At 67.4% G+C, this 16,002-nt stretch carries 19 protein-coding genes; 7 read left to right on the plus strand and 12 right to left on the minus strand.

Annotated elements, in window-relative coordinates:
- The first annotated feature begins 11 nt into the window (after positions 1-11).
- The 3 genes from ACFC4D_RS02095 to ACFC4D_RS02105 all read left to right on the plus strand — a co-directional run bounded on the left by ACFC4D_RS02095 (position 12) and on the right by ACFC4D_RS02105 (position 3,520).
- Positions 12-1,439, plus strand: a complete 1,428-nt coding sequence (locus ACFC4D_RS02095) for an NAD(P)/FAD-dependent oxidoreductase (protein ID WP_376061274.1) — start codon at positions 12-14, stop codon at positions 1,437-1,439.
- Positions 1,440-1,573: 134 nt separating this feature from the next.
- The gene (locus tag ACFC4D_RS02100; RefSeq protein WP_376061275.1) at positions 1,574-2,557 is read left to right on the plus strand and encodes a hypothetical protein; all 984 of its coding nucleotides are present in this window, start codon (positions 1,574-1,576) and stop codon (positions 2,555-2,557) included.
- 240 nt (positions 2,558-2,797) lie between these two features.
- Positions 2,798-3,520 carry a hypothetical protein gene (locus tag ACFC4D_RS02105; protein WP_376061277.1) on the plus strand — a complete coding sequence of 241 codons (723 nt, stop codon included), beginning with the start codon at positions 2,798-2,800 and terminating at the stop codon, positions 3,518-3,520.
- A 212-nt stretch (positions 3,521-3,732) separates the two neighbouring features.
- Here ACFC4D_RS02105 and ACFC4D_RS02110 read toward each other — a convergent pair whose 3' ends face one another.
- The 3 genes from ACFC4D_RS02110 to ACFC4D_RS02120 form a co-directional block, all read right to left on the minus strand.
- Positions 3,733-4,383, minus strand: a complete 651-nt coding sequence (locus tag ACFC4D_RS02110) for an urease accessory protein UreD (RefSeq protein WP_376061278.1) — start codon at positions 4,381-4,383, stop codon at positions 3,733-3,735.
- Between the two features lie 95 nt (positions 4,384-4,478).
- On the minus strand, positions 4,479-5,189 hold the full coding sequence (ureG, locus tag ACFC4D_RS02115) for an urease accessory protein UreG (protein ID WP_375967658.1): 711 nt from the start codon (positions 5,187-5,189) through the stop codon (positions 4,479-4,481).
- Positions 5,190-5,264: 75 nt separating this feature from the next.
- Positions 5,265-5,897 carry an urease accessory protein UreF gene (locus ACFC4D_RS02120; protein WP_376061280.1) on the minus strand — a complete coding sequence of 211 codons (633 nt, stop codon included), beginning with the start codon at positions 5,895-5,897 and terminating at the stop codon, positions 5,265-5,267.
- A gap of 177 nt (positions 5,898-6,074) precedes the next feature.
- Between ACFC4D_RS02120 and ACFC4D_RS02125 the strand changes: the two genes are divergently transcribed.
- Positions 6,075-7,052 (plus strand): zinc-binding dehydrogenase, encoded by a 978-nt coding sequence (locus ACFC4D_RS02125; RefSeq protein WP_376061281.1) that lies wholly within the window; start codon positions 6,075-6,077, stop codon positions 7,050-7,052.
- Positions 7,053-7,076: 24 nt separating this feature from the next.
- Here the strand turns inward: ACFC4D_RS02125 and ACFC4D_RS02130 are convergent, their stop codons facing one another.
- Complete coding sequence (locus ACFC4D_RS02130) at positions 7,077-7,967, minus strand: SDR family NAD(P)-dependent oxidoreductase (protein WP_375967661.1); 891 nt, start codon at positions 7,965-7,967, stop codon at positions 7,077-7,079.
- Positions 7,968-8,082: 115 nt separating this feature from the next.
- On the opposite strand from ACFC4D_RS02130, the gene ACFC4D_RS02135 reads away from it, so the two are divergent.
- Entirely contained in the window at positions 8,083-8,865 is a 783-nt protein-coding gene (locus ACFC4D_RS02135; RefSeq protein WP_376061282.1) for a hypothetical protein, read from the plus strand.
- On the opposite strand, the gene ACFC4D_RS02140 is transcribed toward ACFC4D_RS02135, so the two are convergent.
- On the minus strand, positions 8,840-10,306 hold the full coding sequence (locus tag ACFC4D_RS02140) for an MFS transporter (RefSeq protein ID WP_376061283.1): 1,467 nt from the start codon (positions 10,304-10,306) through the stop codon (positions 8,840-8,842). The genes ACFC4D_RS02135 and ACFC4D_RS02140 overlap by 26 nt on opposite strands.
- Positions 10,307-10,419: 113 nt before the next feature.
- Here ACFC4D_RS02140 and ACFC4D_RS02145 point away from each other — a divergent pair, with 113 nt between their 5' ends.
- Positions 10,420-11,088, plus strand: coding sequence for a TetR/AcrR family transcriptional regulator (locus tag ACFC4D_RS02145; protein WP_375967664.1), 669 nt, complete (start codon positions 10,420-10,422; stop codon positions 11,086-11,088).
- Positions 11,089-11,171: 83 nt separating this feature from the next.
- Here ACFC4D_RS02145 and ACFC4D_RS02150 read toward each other — a convergent pair whose 3' ends face one another.
- Together ACFC4D_RS02150 and ACFC4D_RS02155 are read right to left on the minus strand one after the other, a co-directional pair.
- Positions 11,172-11,582: a YchJ family protein gene (locus ACFC4D_RS02150; protein ID WP_376061285.1), complete on the minus strand. Its 411-nt coding sequence runs from the start codon at positions 11,580-11,582 to the stop codon at positions 11,172-11,174.
- A 12-nt stretch (positions 11,583-11,594) separates the two neighbouring features.
- Positions 11,595-11,996, minus strand: a complete 402-nt coding sequence (locus tag ACFC4D_RS02155; protein ID WP_376061286.1) for a nuclear transport factor 2 family protein — start codon at positions 11,994-11,996, stop codon at positions 11,595-11,597.
- A 101-nt stretch (positions 11,997-12,097) separates the two neighbouring features.
- Here ACFC4D_RS02155 and ACFC4D_RS02160 point away from each other — a divergent pair, with 101 nt between their 5' ends.
- Positions 12,098-12,640, plus strand: a complete 543-nt coding sequence (locus ACFC4D_RS02160; protein WP_376061288.1) for a PadR family transcriptional regulator — start codon at positions 12,098-12,100, stop codon at positions 12,638-12,640.
- On the opposite strand, the gene ACFC4D_RS02165 is transcribed toward ACFC4D_RS02160, so the two are convergent.
- From ACFC4D_RS02165 to ACFC4D_RS02185, 5 genes are all read right to left on the minus strand, one after another.
- A complete protein-coding gene (locus ACFC4D_RS02165; RefSeq protein ID WP_364633785.1) occupies positions 12,641-12,772 on the minus strand; it encodes a hypothetical protein in 132 nt (43 codons plus the stop codon).
- Positions 12,773-12,892: 120 nt separating this feature from the next.
- On the minus strand, positions 12,893-13,561 hold the full coding sequence (locus tag ACFC4D_RS02170) for an O-methyltransferase (protein ID WP_376061290.1): 669 nt from the start codon (positions 13,559-13,561) through the stop codon (positions 12,893-12,895).
- A 62-nt stretch (positions 13,562-13,623) separates the two neighbouring features.
- Positions 13,624-15,345: an urease subunit alpha gene (locus ACFC4D_RS02175; RefSeq protein WP_376061291.1), complete on the minus strand. Its 1,722-nt coding sequence runs from the start codon at positions 15,343-15,345 to the stop codon at positions 13,624-13,626.
- Positions 15,345-15,677 carry an urease subunit beta gene (locus ACFC4D_RS02180; protein WP_375967671.1) on the minus strand — a complete coding sequence of 111 codons (333 nt, stop codon included), beginning with the start codon at positions 15,675-15,677 and terminating at the stop codon, positions 15,345-15,347. Before ACFC4D_RS02180 ends, ACFC4D_RS02175 begins: the two co-directional genes overlap by 1 nt.
- Before the next feature lie 15 nt (positions 15,678-15,692).
- Positions 15,693-15,995 (minus strand): urease subunit gamma, encoded by a 303-nt coding sequence (locus ACFC4D_RS02185; RefSeq protein WP_364633777.1) that lies wholly within the window; start codon positions 15,993-15,995, stop codon positions 15,693-15,695.
- Between the last annotated feature and the right edge of the window lie 7 nt (positions 15,996-16,002).

The raw sequence follows: 16,002 nt of genomic DNA on the forward strand, positions 1-16,002 counted from the left end.
GCAGGGACTAGATGAACGCCGATAATTCCGTCGCACAGCGCCACCGCGTGGTGGTGATCGGGTCCGGGTTCGGCGGCCTCTTCGCTTGCAAGCACCTGCGGAAGGCCGACGTCGACATCACGCTCATCTCCAAGACCTCCACCCACCTGTTCCAGCCGCTGCTGTACCAGGTGGCCACCGGCATTCTGTCGGTCGGTGAGATCGCGCCCGCCACCCGCATCGTGCTGCGCAAACAGCAGAACGTGCGGGTGATCATGGGCGAGGTCGACGAAATCGACGTCAAGGGTGGGACGGTGACCTCGCGCCTGCTCAACCAGGACACCGTCACCCCCTTCGACAGCCTCATCGTCGCCGCGGGCGCGCAGCAGTCGTACTTCGGCAACGATCAGTTCGCGACCTACGCGCCCGGTATGAAGACCATCGACGACGCGCTCGAATTGCGCGCGCGCATCCTGGGCTCGTTCGAAGAGGCCGAACTGGCCAAGGATCAGGAGACCCGCGACCGTTTCATGACCTTCGTGGTCGTGGGCGCGGGCCCCACCGGCGTCGAATTGGCCGGGCAGATCGCCGAACTCGCGGACCGTACCCTCGATGGCACCTTCCGCAATATCGACACCCGCGACGCCCGCGTGATCCTGGTCGAGGGCGCGGGCGCGGTGCTCGCGCCGATGGGCCCCAAGCTCGGCGGTAAGGCGCATCAGCGGCTGGAGAAGATGGGCGTGGAGATCCAGCTCAACGCCATCGTCACCAATGTCGACGCGCGCGGGGTCACCATCAAGGACGGCGACGGCACCCGGCGCATCGAATCCGCGTGCAAGGTGTGGTCGGCCGGTGTGCAGGCCAGTGGACTCGGCAAGATCCTGGCCGAGCATTCCGAGGGCACCGAGACGGACCGGGCCGGGCGCGTGATCGTGGAACCCGATCTGACCATCAAGGGCTACCCCAACGTCTTCGTGGTCGGCGACCTCATGTCGGTACCGGGCGTGCCCGGACAGGCGCAGGGCGCCATCCAGGGCGGCACCTACGCCGCCAAGGCCATCAAGGCGGGCCTGGCCGGTCACGAACCCGCGGAACGCAAGCCGTTCAAGTACTTCGACAAGGGCTCGATGGCCACGGTGTCGCGGTTCTACGCGGTCTGCCAGGTCGGCAAGCTCGAGTTCAGCGGTTTCCTGGCGTGGCTGGCCTGGCTCGGACTGCACCTGTATTACCTGGTCGGTTTCCGCAGCCGGTTCGTCACCGTGCTGGAGTGGTTCACCTCGTTCCTGGGTCGGCATCGCGGTCAGATGGCCGCCACCGAACAGTGGGTGTTCGCGCGGCTGGCCCTGGAAGCGCTCGATAATCCGGATGACGCGCGCGAGCTCGCCAAGCAGATCGGCGGCGAATCCGCTTCGGAGAACGGCAAATCCGTAGCGAACGTCAAGGACGCGGCCGCCTCGTAACGACACGCTGGCGGGCGGCGATGCCGCCGCGCCACGCAGGGATGCCCTGACCGGGCGGCACCGGGACCAATCCGGCATGCCGTCCGGATCCGAATGTCCGACATCTGTCGACATTCGAATCGGAAAGGTCATCCATGGGCAAACGCCAACCGGCTGATCAAGTTTCACCGCGCCGCCGCCGTCTCGGGTCGCTTGCCATCGCGGGAGCACTCCCGCTGGTAGCCGCCCTGTCCACCGCCGGAACCGCTGTGGCGGATCCGGCGAGCACCGAGGACAACCAGTCCACGGTCGTGGAGAAGCAGCCCGGCACCGACGCACAGCCCGGTCTCGTTCTCGACTCACCGTTCGGACAGCTCTCGGTTCCGGTCCCCCCGATGATGTCGGACGAGACCAAGCCCGAGGCCAAGCCGACCGCGGGCGAAGCGGGTTACTCCGCCGAAGCCGCACCGGTGCTCGAGACCGAGGGCGTAGAAACGGTCACCGCGCCCGCACCCGTCGTCCGGGTCGGCCGCAATTCCTCCACCGGCGTGCGCGATATCCCCAATGGCCCCGTCGCGGCGGTGGACATGCAGGGTCTGCGCATGCCGAACCCGGCCCTCGCGGCCGATGTCGCGCCGATCGCGGCGCCGGAAGGCAAGCTGCGTTTCGGCGATACCGTGATCGACATCCCGTCGTTCCTCACCCCCGAGCAGGCCGCTCAGGTCAATGAGCTCTCCGCGGGCACGGAGGCCAACCTGGCGCGCACGCTCGACTCGGCCGGCTTCGAGCCGAGCCGGTCGGATCGCATCGCCGCGCAGACGGTCGGCACCGCCGCCGTCGGCGCCGCGGTGGGCGTCGGCGTGGCCGCGCCCGCCGAGATCGCCGGTGCGGTCATGGGCGGGTTCATCGGGGCCATGGCGGGCACGCCGTTCGCACCGGCCGGTTGGGTCTTCGGCCCGGCTATCGGCGCGACCGCGGCGGTCTCCCTGATCGCGATTCCCGCGGCCACCGTAGGCGCGAGCATCGGTGCGGCGGTGGGCATGGCCAATGGCGTGCTCGCACCCGCGACCGGTCCCGCGGCAACGGTGGACCAGCCCGCGGCCTCCGCCGACGATGCCGGAGCAGCTATCAGCGAGTGATAGCCGTTTTGCCGGGGCCGGAATCCATCAACTGGGATTCCGGCCCCGTTCTCGTGAATACGCAAGCAAATAGCTAACTTTCGGCAATGCGGACGTTCTACGCGAGTACGAAATCCGACCAATCCGGTTGACCGACGGGTCCGAATGTCGGGCGTCGATGTTCCCCCGAGCAAGAAAGGTCGTGAATTGGCCGCAGGCAAGCACAGAGCCCTCAACCCGCATCGCAATAAAGTCGGAAACGTGGTGGCGGCGGGCGCCGTTCCGCTAGTCATGGCGATCGTCGGAACCGGAGCCGCGAATGCCGCACCGGTGCAAACTGATCCGGTCGCGCAGCACGATGGCGCGGCTGCCCAGTGGCCCGCCGCCGATGCGCCCAACGTGATGCCGTACGAGGGCCTGCAGATTCCCGGTGACACCAAGAGCTCCATCCAGTGGTCACGTCAGGCCCCGGACAAGAGCTACCTGGCGCCCGTCGGCGCACTGCACGCACCGATGCCGGTGCCCGCGGTGCCCCCGATCGCCCCGCCCGCCGGTAAGTTCCGGTTCGGCGATGTGATCGTCGACGCGCCGAACTGGATCGATAGCGAGCAGGCGATCCAGATCAATGACAACTCCGCTCAGACCGAGGCGAATCTCGCGACGTTCCTCGATTCGATCGGGTTGGAGCGCAGCCGTTCCGACCGCATCGCCGGCCAGACCGTCGGCACCGCGGCCATGGGAGCGGTAGCGGGTGCGAGCGCATCAATGCCGATCGCTCTCACCTCGGCGACCGTCGGCGCGGCCCTGGGCCTCGTGGTCGGACTGCCGTTGTTCCCGGTCGGCCTGGTGGCCGGACCCGCGGCGGGCGCCGCGGCCGGTGCCGCGGTGATCGCACTGCCCGCAGCCGCGGCCGGTGCCGCGGTGGGTGCCGTGGTCGGCGCCGTGAACGCGTTCAACGCTCCACCGCGCGTCGTCGCGAACTGAGTTCGGTTCGCCGACAGGCTTTTCGCGCAACAGTGTGCACGGCGGGAACCAGGGGTGAGGTCTGGTTCCCGCTGTTGCGCGTCGATCCCCATCCAACCGGAAAGAATGGAGTGCCCGCATGTTTCGCTTCTTCGGACACCGCATCAGCGCCGACTGGATTTTCGCGCTGCTGAATCTCGACTCGTTCGCCTCGGCACTGCGGCCCTGACGGGTTAGACGCGCAAAAGCGTTGCGGTACGGGTGAACAGGGTTCCACCCGCGGCGAGCGGCAGCAATGCCGCTGCCACGCCGGTGAATTCGGCCGCGCGCACATCCGGGTAGGTCAGAATGCTCTCCAGCGCACGGGGTCCGGACAGCGCGTCATCGGTACACGCGTCGGCTCCGAGATCCAGGCGATGCCGCAGCAGCGGCACATCACCGATATCGGCATTCAGCTCACCGGACCAATAACCGTGATCCTCGCCGATGCGACCGACCTGTACCCGTTCCCGAAGCCGTAGCCGCGCACCGTCTTCCAGCCGCACGGTGCTGAGCGTCTCATGCTCGGCCCCGCCCGCGACCACGGTCGGCTCCGGATCGAGATCCAGCTCACCGCCCGCCGCCACCTCGACATGCCAGTGCGCGAACGACTTCGGAGTCGCTCTGCCCGGCAGTGCGATGGTGGCCGCCACCGAGCGCACCGACAGACGCGCTCCCGCGCCCACGGTGATTCGGATATCCAGCTCGTCACCGCCCAAAGGCGTTGCGGCCGTGCCGATCAGGTGCACCGTATCCGGACCGGTGAGCCGCGCCGCCAGACCGCCCACCGCGTGAATCCGCGGCAGTTCCCCGGCGGTGGCATCGATCCGCAGTTCAGTGCGCACCGGATATCCATTCCCCGGCCGCTGTGCCGAACGCGACGCTCAGGGCCCCGGGCGCGGCGACCCCGGGCACCGCGGCACCCGCGCGCACCGCGAGGTCAGTGCGTGTGCGCGGCACCGGACTTCGCATCCTGTTCCGCGGCCAGGGCCAGCTGTTCGCGCACCCAGGTGAGCACCGGGGTGGCGGCCGGATCCTCGGTGAGGGAGGTGAAGACGAAGGGGCGGCCCTCGCGCACCTTGGTCGAATCACGGTCCATCACACCCAGATCCGCGCCGACCATGGGGGCGAGATCGGTCTTGTTGATGACCAGCAGATCGGACCAGGTGACGCCCGGGCCGCCCTTGCGCGGCACCTTATCGCCGCCCGCGACGTCCACCACGAAGATCTGGGCGTCGATCAGACCCGAGGAGAAGGTGGCGGTGAGATTGTCGCCGCCCGATTCCACCAGGATCAGATCCAGCGGCGGATTGGCCTCGATGAGGTCATCGATGGCATCGAGGTTCGCGGTGATGTCATCGCGAATGGCGGTGTGCGGGCAGCCGCCGGTCTGCACCGCGGTGATGCGCTCGTCCGGGAGCACCGCATTGCGGCGCAGGAAGTCGGCATCCTCGGTGGTGTAGATGTCATTGGTCAGCACGGCCAGGGACAGCTCATCGCGCAGCTGCCGGCACAGCGCGGCCACCAGCGCCGTCTTACCCGAACCGACCGGTCCGCCGACGCCGATCCGCACCGGTTCCCCCGGCGTGCGCTCGCGCTTGGGCCGATCGTGGTGCTCGTGCGGTTCCCCGTCGATGAAATGAGGTGGCATGTAGGTGTGCTCCTTTCCGGGCTTCATCCTGTCGGACGCACGTAAAGCGCTTGTTACCCGGCTCGATTCCGCAGGTCAGGACGCGAACAATGGCATATCGCGGGCCAGATGACGCTCGGCGAGCACATCCTGGAGCGGATCGGACAGCGCGACCAGACCCTTGGTCGCCGACCGCGCGGTGCGATCGCAGACCTCACCGAGCCTGATGGTGCAGGCCGCCACGGCCGCCGGATCCAGGGCCAGCAATCGCTGCGCCGCCGTGGCCGCACCGGTCATGGTCGTGTAGACCACCACCCCCGCGATCTCCTCCGGTGACGCCCCGCAGACCGCGCCGACCACGCCGAACACCGTGGACAAATGCGGGCGCGGACCCAGCGCGCGCCAATCCGCCTGCGGCCAGACCTGTTTCGCCAGCCGCAGCAATCCGCGCCCCTGCGCCCGCGACGCCGTGCGCGCGGACGGCGACGGCGTCCGAGCATCGGCTTCCAGTTCGGCTCGCGCCGGATCCAGCGCGCCCGCGCACACCGCGGCCGCCAGCGAGGCCGCCACCGCCCCCGAGGTCCGGATACGCCTGCGCAGATACAGCTCCACCGAGGCCACATCGCGCAGCAGACCCGAGGACACCGCCTCCTCCACGCCGCCCGAATGCACATGCCCGCCGATGGGCAGCCGGGAGTCGGCCAGGGTCAATAGCGTGGCCAGACTCATCGCCGCACCTCCGGATATCGCATCGCCCGATCCTAAGCGGCGGCGCAGCGAGCACACGCTCCCGGCTCGATCCGCCGCGTCACGAGAGCCGAGTGCGAGATCGAAGGTCTTGACCTGAACCCCGGTCGAGGTTGCAAGCTTGGGCGCGCGACCAGCTTTCGATCTCCAGGAGTTCTCATGCACGCCATTCGCCTGCACGCCTTCGGCCCCGCCGAGAATCTCGAGTACACCGAAGTGCGGGATCCCGAGCCCGGACCCGGACAGGTGCGCATCGCGGTCGCCGCCTCGGGCGTACACCTCATCGACACCACCATCCGCAAGGGCGTGGCGATGGGACCGATCCAACTGCCGGAACTGCCCACCATTCCGGGCCGGGAGATCGCGGGCATCGTGGACGCCATCGGATCCGTGGCCGACAAAAACTGGCTCGGGCGCAGGGTTGTCGCACATATCGGCCAGGTCCCCGGTGGCTACGCCGAGTTCGTGGTCACCGAAGTCGAACGGCTACAGGAGATTCCGGCGGAGCTGGATCCGGCCGCGGCCGTGGCGATGATCGGCACCGGCCGAACCACCATGGGCATACTGCAATTCGCCGATATCTCCCCCGAATCGGTTGCGGTGGTACTGGCCGCGGCGGGCGGTATCGGCACCCTGCTCGTGCAGTATCTGAAGAACGCCGGGGCGACCGTGGTCGGCCTCGCGGGCGGTCCGGAGAAGGTGGATCTGGTGTCCCGCAACGGGGCCGATCTGGCCGTGGACTATCTGCTCCCCGACTGGCTGGATCGCATTCGAGCCGAATTCGGTGACCGCCCCGCCACATTGCTGTTCGACGGCGTGGGCGGCGGTGTCAGCCGCACCGCGATCACCCTGCTGGCCAAGGGCGGCCAGTGGCTGACCTACGGTTTCGCCGCCGGGCCGACCGGTATCACCGAAGCGGAACTGACGGACCTGGGCATCACCCCGGTCGCCACGCTCGGCCCGAAAATGTACGAACGAGCCGGAGGCATGCGTGCCCTCGAGGACCGGGCCCTCGCGGAAGCCGCCGCCGGACGCCTGGTCCCCGGCCTGCACCGCTTCCCCCTCGCTCAGGCGGCGGCTGCCCACCGCGCCCTCGAATCCCGGGCCACCACGGGCAAAGTCGTCCTCATCCCCTGACGATCACGCTCCGCGCGGGGCGGGTCAGTGCCGGAAACTGCGTTCCATGAAGCGCTGGGCCGCACCGCGCCGGAGATCGGTCCACGCTTGCACGGGTCCGGTCCACCACGGGGAGATCTCGCGGGGGCGGGAGACCACCGCGTGGGAGATGAGGTTGGCGGCCTCATCCGCGGTCAGGCCGGGGACGCCGGTGAAGTCGGTGGGTGCGCTCATTCGGGTGTGCACCAGGGGCATGTAGATGGAGGTCGTCGTCACATCGTCGGCGGCGATTTCGGTTGCGACGGTGCGCAACCAGACATCGAAGGCCGCTTTCGACGCGCCGTAGGCCGCCCAGCGCGGGGCCGGGGGCATGCGCAGACCCCAGGTGGAAATGTTCACGATATGGCCGTGGCGGCGCTCGCGCATACTGGGCAGCAGGGCCAGCAGCAGGCGGACCGGGCCGAGGTAATTGATATCGATGGTGCGGGTGAAATCGTGGAAGCGGTCATAGGATTCGTCGACGGGGCGGCGAATGGATTTGCCCGCGTTATTGATTACGACATCCACGTGACCGTGTTCGGCGAGCAGGGCCGCGCCGAGTTCGGCGGTGGCGTCCATTTCGGTGATATCGGCCTGGTACACATGCGCGATACCGCCGTCCGCGCGGATTTCCGCGGCCACCTTCTCCAGATCATCGAGTGTGCGCGCCACCAGCAGTACGGTCGCGCCCGCGGCCGCGAGTTTGCGAGCCGCGGCCTTGCCGATACCGTGTGACGCGCCGGTGATCAGAATGACCTGACCCGCCACGGCCTCGCGCAACGATTTCTCGCGCGGGCGGGTGGTCGGATAGAACAGCCTGGTCGCGACGCGTTCCGCGAAGGGACGGCCGTTCGATTCGGGCTGCTGCTGGGGATCCGAGGTCGAGTTCTCACCCACGCCTCGACTCTAACCGCCCGACCGGTCCGCGACCGGAGTTGAGTGGAAATACCCAGGGCGCGAGGCACTTTGCCGTACCAGGATGGAGGCAGTGCACGGGGAGAGGACGGGGATGATGTCGGTACGGGAGCAGCGGGAAGGGCCGCCGGAGCGTATTTCGATAGCGGGCTGGGTCGCCCGAATAATCGCGGTGGTGGTGTTCGTCCCTGTGCGATTGCTGTGGGAGGGCTGCAAATTCGTGGGCCGCGCGATCGTCGCGGCGGCGGAGTTCTGCTTCGATAACCTCATCGAGCCGCTGGCGAAACTGCTCTGGTACTGGCTGATTCGCCCGGCCTGGGCGTTCTGCAAGGATTTCCTCTGGGGCCTGCTGATCCACCAGCTGCTCTGGGGCATGATCCTGACCCCGCTCGGCGCGCTGATTCTCGACTTCCTGCTGCGCCCGCTGAAACGGGCGGTGGAGGAATGGCTGTGGCGGCGCATTCTGAAGCCCGGCCTGATCTGGCTGTGGGACAGCGTCATCGAACCAGTCGGCGACTGGATCGCCCGCTGGATTCTGGTGCCCGTCGCCAAAGCCGTGCTGTGGCTGGTCTATTCACTCGGCAAATGGCTGATCGTATGGCCGCTCCACCAGCTGTGGCGCTGGGTGCTGCGCCCGATCCTGCTGGCGCTCTCGGCCGCACTGCTCTTCGGCTGGCGGGTCGCCACCACCATTGTGCGAGTGCTGGTGGTGACGCCCTGTCGCTGGCTGTACCGCACGGTGCTGCGACCGATTCTCGCGGTCTGCGGCACGGTATGGCGGGCCACGGTGGTCCGCCCGGTTCGTTTCCTCTACCTACGGGTGATCACGCCGATGAACAAGGCCGCGGCCGAACTCATGACTTCGCTTTTCGGCCACTGAGCACGGCGATCACGGCCATGATCGCGAGCAGGATCGCACCGGCCGTGGTGGCCACGTGCATACCGTGCACGAAGGAATCACGCGCCGAGTCGATCAGCGCGGTATCGCCGTTCGCATGGGTGAGGGTCTCCCCCAGCGTCGATCCGAAGTCGCCGCCGGACCGGAAGACCAGCGCCGCAAGCGAACCCAGCAGCGCCAGACCCAGACCGTTGCCGAGTTCGAAACTGGTCTCGGAGATGCCGACCGCGGAACCGGCCCGCTCCGGCGGCACCGCGGCCACCGCTACCTCCGACACCAATGTGAAGGCCATACCGAAACCCGCACCGGCGACCACGGTTCCGGCGATGTACCAGCCGATACCCCCGTTGACGCCGATACCGAGCAACATAAGGTTGCCCGCCGCCGCCATGCTGAGCGCCAGCACGAACGCGGTCCGGGTGCCGAGCAGACGGCCGATGCGCGCACCGCTCACCGAGCAGACGAACACCACGATGGCCATCGGAATACCCAGCAGCGCCGCGCCCAGGGCATCGCGCCCGGTCACCGATTGCAGGTACACGCTGGTCAGATAGCTCATACCGGCCAGTGCCAACATGCCGACGGTGCTGGAACCGATTGCGACGGAGAACAATCCATTGCGGAACAGACTCAGATCCAGCAGTGGTTCGGTCAGATGCCGCTGCCGTCGCACGAACGCGATCAGCAGCAGCACACCGATGACCCCGATACCGATCACCGGCAGATCGAAACCCTCGGCCGCGAAATGCTTGACCGCGTACACGATCGGCAGAATGCCGCCGATGGACAGCACCACACTCGGCAGATCCAGGGGTCCGAGCGCGGCCGAACGATGCTCGGGCAGCAGCAGCGGCCCGAAGACCAGCAGCACCACCAGCACCGGGGTATTGATCAGGAAGACCGAGCCCCACCAGAAGTGGTGCAGCAGTACGCCGCCGATGATCGGCCCGACCGCCGACCCGCCCGCGAAGAACGCGGTCCAGACGCCGATGGCGGTCGCCCGCGCCCGCGCCTCCGGGAACATGGTGGAGATCAGCGCCAGGCTGGACGGCAGCAGGGTCGCGCCGCCGACGCCCATGAGCGCTCGCGCGGCGATGAGCACGCCAGCGCTGGGCGCGAAAGCGGCCAGCACCGAGGCCAATCCGAAGACGGTCGCGCCGACGAGCAGAATATTGCGCCGCCCGATGCGATCGCCGAGATTGCCCATGGTGATGAGCAGGCCCGCGATCATGAAGCCGTAGATATCGAGAATCCAGAGCTGCTGGGTGGCCGAGGGGTCCAGATGTTCGGTCAGGGTGGGCATGGCCAGATACAGCACGGACATGTCCATCGACACCAGCAGTACCGGCAGCAGTAGCACCGCGAGTCCGGCCCACGCGCGGCGCGGCGTGCGTACGACGGGACGCGCGAGAATGCTGGTCATCACCTATCCTCCGAGCTGATCAAGGGGCTTTACGAGAAGAGCGCGCGTACGTCGTACGCGCGGCCGGAGTACAGTGTACGCAGATCCGCGGCGGGAAGGAAAGAATTCATCCGATGACCGAGGCCAAGCTCACCCGGGCGGCGATCGTCGATACCGCCATCACCCTGGCCGACGAGTCCGGAATCGACGCCCTGTCCATGCGCCGGATCGCCGAGCGTATGGGCGCGGGAGCCATGTCGCTGTACCGGCACATCCCCAATAAGGACACGTTGCTCGCGGCCATGACCGATGAGGTCTCGCGCCGCAATCCGTACCCGCCGCCCGGTCAAGAGGTCTGGACCTGGCGCGATCGCGTGCGCATCGCCGCCGAGGTGGATTGGCGGCTGTACCAGGAACATCCGTGGGTGCTGTTCACCTTCGCGGTCCCGCGCTACAACTTCGGCGAGAACAGCCTGGTCGTATTGAGTTGGCTGGTCGAGGGATTCAGCGAACTCGGCGTGAGCACCCGCGAGGCGACCCGCATGTCGCTGGCGGTCTGGAGCTATATCGCCGGGGTCGCGCTCCAGCATGTCAGTGCGCGACTGCTCATCGACCGCGATTCCGAAACCGATGAACGGTCCGGTCTCACCGCGCTTCTGGAGGGTGCGCCGCGCTGGCCCACCCCGCCCGCGCTCACCGATCTGATCGGCACCGGCGAGGACGATCTGCTGAACCCGGAACAGCTCCTGGAATCCGGTCTGCGGGCGATCTGCGATGGTTTCGAGGCCAGGGCGCGGCGGTAGCGCGGCGAATCAGCCTGTCCGGCACCGTCCGCCGCGATGCATCGAGTGCAATCGTGCGGTTGGCGCGAATCCGCGCCCGCCGCTCACCCTTCCACGTCGCCGTCGAGGTAGACCCAGGCCCCGCCATCGCGGCGGAAACGGCTGTGCTCACGCATTTCCCCCGCCGCACCGCCCGATCGATAGTGCGCGCGGAACTCCACGGTGGCCTCGGCATGAAATGGCCCGCCACCGGTCGTGGCGAGGATTTCGAGCCGCTCCCAGCGCAGACCGGGATCGAAATCGACATCGGCGGGGCGGGTCTCCGGATCCCAGCTGCGCAGCAGATACGCCTCATCCCGCACCGCGAAGGCGCTGTAGCGCGAGCGCATCAGCTGTTCGGCCGTGGTCGCCGCTGCCTCGCCCCGATGCAGCCGCCCGCAGCAGTCCGCATAGCTCGCGGGCAGGCCGCAGGGACAGTCCGCGGGGGCGGGACGGGGTTTTCCGCGCTTCGACATCCGAACATTCTGTCAGTAGAAGCTGCGGCCGCCTTGACCGCCGGAGACCGACCACACCTCCACGATCTGCCCGTTCTCGGTGCGCAGGATGTCATTGCCGCTGAGCGCGACCGCGGTGCCGTCCGGGCGGGTGATGCGGGCACCGTAGGGCCGGGCGATCAATCCCGTTCGGGTGTCATCCATTTCGACCACCGGCAGGCCCTGCACCTCGAATTCCAGACCGGGTCGCTCGGCCCGGAAGACCTCGATCTGCTTGATGAAGGCCGCACGATCGTGGATGTCGTCGTATTCGACCGCACCCGGCTGGGCGTAGCGCAGGGTGAATTCGGGGGCCATGATCTCCTCGGCCAGGGCCAGATCACCGTTCCACATGGCGGTCCAGCGGTCGAACAGGTCGATGGCGAAGCCACGCATGGTCAAGCTCCTCAATAGTATCTCTGATACGGTCTCTCTGGAACGAACGTATAGTCTCAGTGATACGGTGTCAACAGGAACCGAAGGAAAGGGGCTGCGCGATGGCCGAACTCGGCCAGCAGGACCACATAGTGCTGGGATTGATCGCCAGGCACGGACCGCTCACGCCCTATGAACTCAAGGCCAGGGTCGAGGAGAGCGTCGAATACTTCTGGCCCATCCCGCACGCGCAGCTCTATCGCATCCCGCCGCGCCTGGCCGAGCAGGGATTACTGCGTGAGGAGGCCGAGGCCGAGGGCCGGCGCCGCCGCGTCTTCCATCTCACCGCGGCGGGGCGCGCCGAATTGTCACACTGGCTGGGCGATCCGGTGGCCGCCCCGCCCGAGACGCGCGATCCGGCGCAGGTGAAACTGTTCTTCGCCGATCTGGGGCAGCCGGAAGATGTTGTGGCGCTGGCGAATAAGCAGGCGGCCGAACATCGCCGATGGCTGGAGCTCTATCGGAAACTGCATGCCGAGATCGATCCGGCCGATAGCGAGCGGGCGGTCTCGCGGGGACGCATTCTGCAACTCGGCATCAAGCATGAGCGGGCGTACGTCGATTTCTGGGAGGATCTGGCCGCGCATCCAGATGATGCGCCGTAGCTAGCTCGGGTAGTCACCCTGCAGCATGATGGCCGCGAGCACGCCGACCGTGAGCGCCAGCAGGGCGATGGGGGCGATCAGAATCGCCAGACCACGCAGGCGTTCTCGGGTGCGGCTCGGATGTTCACTCATGCCATCGAACGTATTGATTCAAAATTCGGCCGACAACCGAGTATTGGCAAATTCTCGGCATATCGGGTGAATCCGGCAGGAAACCGCCAGGTCACCCGATAGCCGTGAGCTGAGACACGCTCAGTCCTGATCGACCACCACGGCATAGGCGAAACCGTCCCAGCCCTTACCGCCCACGGTCTGCAGCACGGTGGCGTCCAATCGTGGTTCGGCGGCGAGCAATTCGATGACCTCGCGGCTGGCCCGCACCGCGGCATCGGACGAATCCGCGTGCGCGATACCGCCGTTTCGGACCACATTGTCGACGATGACGACCGATCCGGGCCGGGTCAACTGCAGCGCCCACTGCACATAGTTGGCGTTGTTCACCTTGTCGGCGTCGATGAAGACCAGATCGAACGGTTCCGGGTTCTCCCCCGCGAGTACCGGCAGACTGTCCAGGGCCGCGCCGACCCGAATCTCCACGCGGTCACCGACTCCCGCGCGATCGAGGTTCTCCCGCGCCACCTCGGCGTGCTTGGGTTCGTATTCGAGGGTCAGCACCTGACCCTCCTTGCCGACCGCGCGCGCCAGCCAGGTGGTGCTGTAGCCACCGAGCGTTCCGATCTCCAGCACCCGGCGCGCCCGCGACGACTTGGCGATGAGGTACAGGAATTTGCCCTGCGGCGGTGACACATCGATGGCGGGCAGCCCGGCGGCGGCATTCGCGCTCAGGGTCGCGGAATCCCCGTCTCCCACCAGGGTATCCACGAGATAGCGATCAACTTCGGCCCAGTCGGAAGTGGTCATATGGCCAGTCTGCCACGCGTTCCGACCGGGCCGCGGGGATTAATTCGGCCTGATCGCAGCCCTCAGAACAGGAAATACCGCTGTGCCATGGGCAGTTCGGTGGCGGGTTCCTCGGCCCACACCTCACCGTCGATGCGCACGGTGAAGGTATCGGGATCGACCTCGATGCGCGGCATGGCGTCATTGCGCGGCATATCGGCCTTACCGCGCCTGCGGACATTGGCCACCGGCACCAGTTTCCGATTCACCCGCAGCCGATCGGCCAGACCGTCCTCGATGGCCTGTTCGGAGACGAAATGCAGCGAGGTACCCGCCGCCACCGCCGGGGACGCGCCGAACATGGGACGCGGCAGCACCGGCTGCGGGGTCGGAATGGAGGCATTGGCATCGCCCATGGCGGCCCAGGCGATGGTGCCGCCCTTGAGCACCGCGTGCGGGCGCACCCCGAAGAAGGCCGGTTCCCACAGCACCAGATCGGCGAGCTTGCCGACCTCGACCGATCCGATCTCCTGATCGAGACCGTGCGCCACGGCCGGGCAGATCGTGTACTTGGCCACGTACCGCTTCACCCGATTGTTGTCCGCCGCACCATCTCCCGGCAGCGAGCCGCGCCGCCGCTTCATCACGTGCGCGGTCTGCCAGGTGCGCATGACGACCTCGCCGATGCGGCCCATGGCCTGGGCGTCACTGCCGATCATGGAGATCGCGCCCATATCGTGCAGCAGATCCTCCGCCGCGATGGTGGAGGGCCGAATCCGGCTCTCCGCGAAGGCCAGATCCTCCGGAATGGAGGGGCTCAGGTGATGGCACACCATGAGCATGTCGAGATGCTCGTCGAGGGTGTTGACCGTATGCGGCCGAGTCGGATTGGTGGAACTGGGCAGCACATTCGCGTACGCGGCGACCGTGATGATGTCGGGCGCGTGCCCGCCGCCCGCACCCTCGGTGTGATACGAGTGGATGGCCCTTCCGCGAATCGCAGCCAGGGTGTCCTCGACGAATCCGGCCTCGTTCAAGGTGTCCGAATGCAGCGCCACCTGGACGCCCGAGGCGTCGGCGACGGTGAGGCAGGCGTCGATGGCCGCGGGGGTGGTGCCCCAATCCTCATGCAGTTTGAAACCCGCTGCGCCGCCGCGCAATTGCTCCCACATGGCTTCCTGGCGCACGGTGTTGCCCTTGCCGAGCAGCACGATGTTCACCGGCCAGCCGTCGGTGGCCTCGAGCATGCGGCCCAGATGCCATGCGCCCGGGGTGACGGTGGTGGCCTTGGAACCCTCGGCGGGTCCGGTGCCGCCGCCGACCAGCGTGGTGATGCCGCTGCCGATGGCCTCGTCCAGGATCTGCGGGCAGATGAAGTGCACGTGGCAGTCGATGGCCCCGGCGGTGAGGATGCGGCCGTTGCCCGCGATGATCTCGGTGGAGGCCCCGACCACCAGATCCGGATGCACCCCGGTCATGGTGTCCGGGTTACCGGCCTTGCCGATGGCGCTGATACGGCCGTCGCGAATACCGATGTCGGCCTTGATGATTCCCCAGTGATCGATGATGACCACACCGGTGATGACGGTATCGGGGGTGCCCTCGGCGCGGGTGGCGCGGGCCTGGCCCATGGATTCGCGCAGCACCTTGCCGCCGCCGAAGACGGCCTCGTCACCGGCGAGTCCCGGTCCGCCGCTGCGGTCTTCGGTGATCTCGATGAGAAGGTCGGTGTCCGCCAGGCGGATTCGGTCGCCGGTGGTGGGCCCGAACAGCTGGGCGTAGCGGGCGCGGGAGAGTTCGGCCATCAGGCGTCCAGCTTTCCGGGAGGGGTCAGGCTGATGCCGTGCACTTCGCGGGTGCCGCCCAGCGGAACGAGCGAAACACGCTGGCCCAGACCGGGTTCGAAGCGTACGGCGGTACCGGCGGGAATATCGAGGCGGCGGCCGTGCGCGGCCTCGCGATCGAATGCCAGCGCGGAGTTGGCCTGCGGGAAATGCACGTGGCTGCCGACCTGAACCGGCCGGTCACCGGTGTTCACCACATCGACCTCGATGCGATCGGCTCCGGCATTGAGCTCGATAGTGCCTTCGGCACAGAGGAATTCACCAGGCACGAGCGGAGCTTGCGGAGCTCGCATTGGATTCAGCATGACTCAGCCGATCGGGTGGTGGACGGTGACGAGCTTGGTGCCGTCCGGGAAAGTCGCCTCGACCTGAACGTCGTGAATCATCTCCGGCACCCCCTCCATGACATCCGCGCGCGTGAGCACGGTCCGCCCCGAGGTCATCAATTCGGCGACGCTGCGCCCGTCCCGCGCCCCCTCGAGCACATGATCGACGATGAGCGCCACCGACTCCGGATGGTTCAGCTTGAGTCCGCGAGCCTGCCGCCGCCGGGCCAGCTCGGCCGCGTAACTCAGCAGCAGGCGTTCCTGCTCGTGCGGCGACAGTCGCATTCGGGCT

The organism is Nocardia sp. NPDC056000 (genome assembly GCF_042269265.1).
Taxonomy (GTDB): Bacteria; Actinomycetota; Actinomycetes; order Mycobacteriales; family Mycobacteriaceae; genus Nocardia.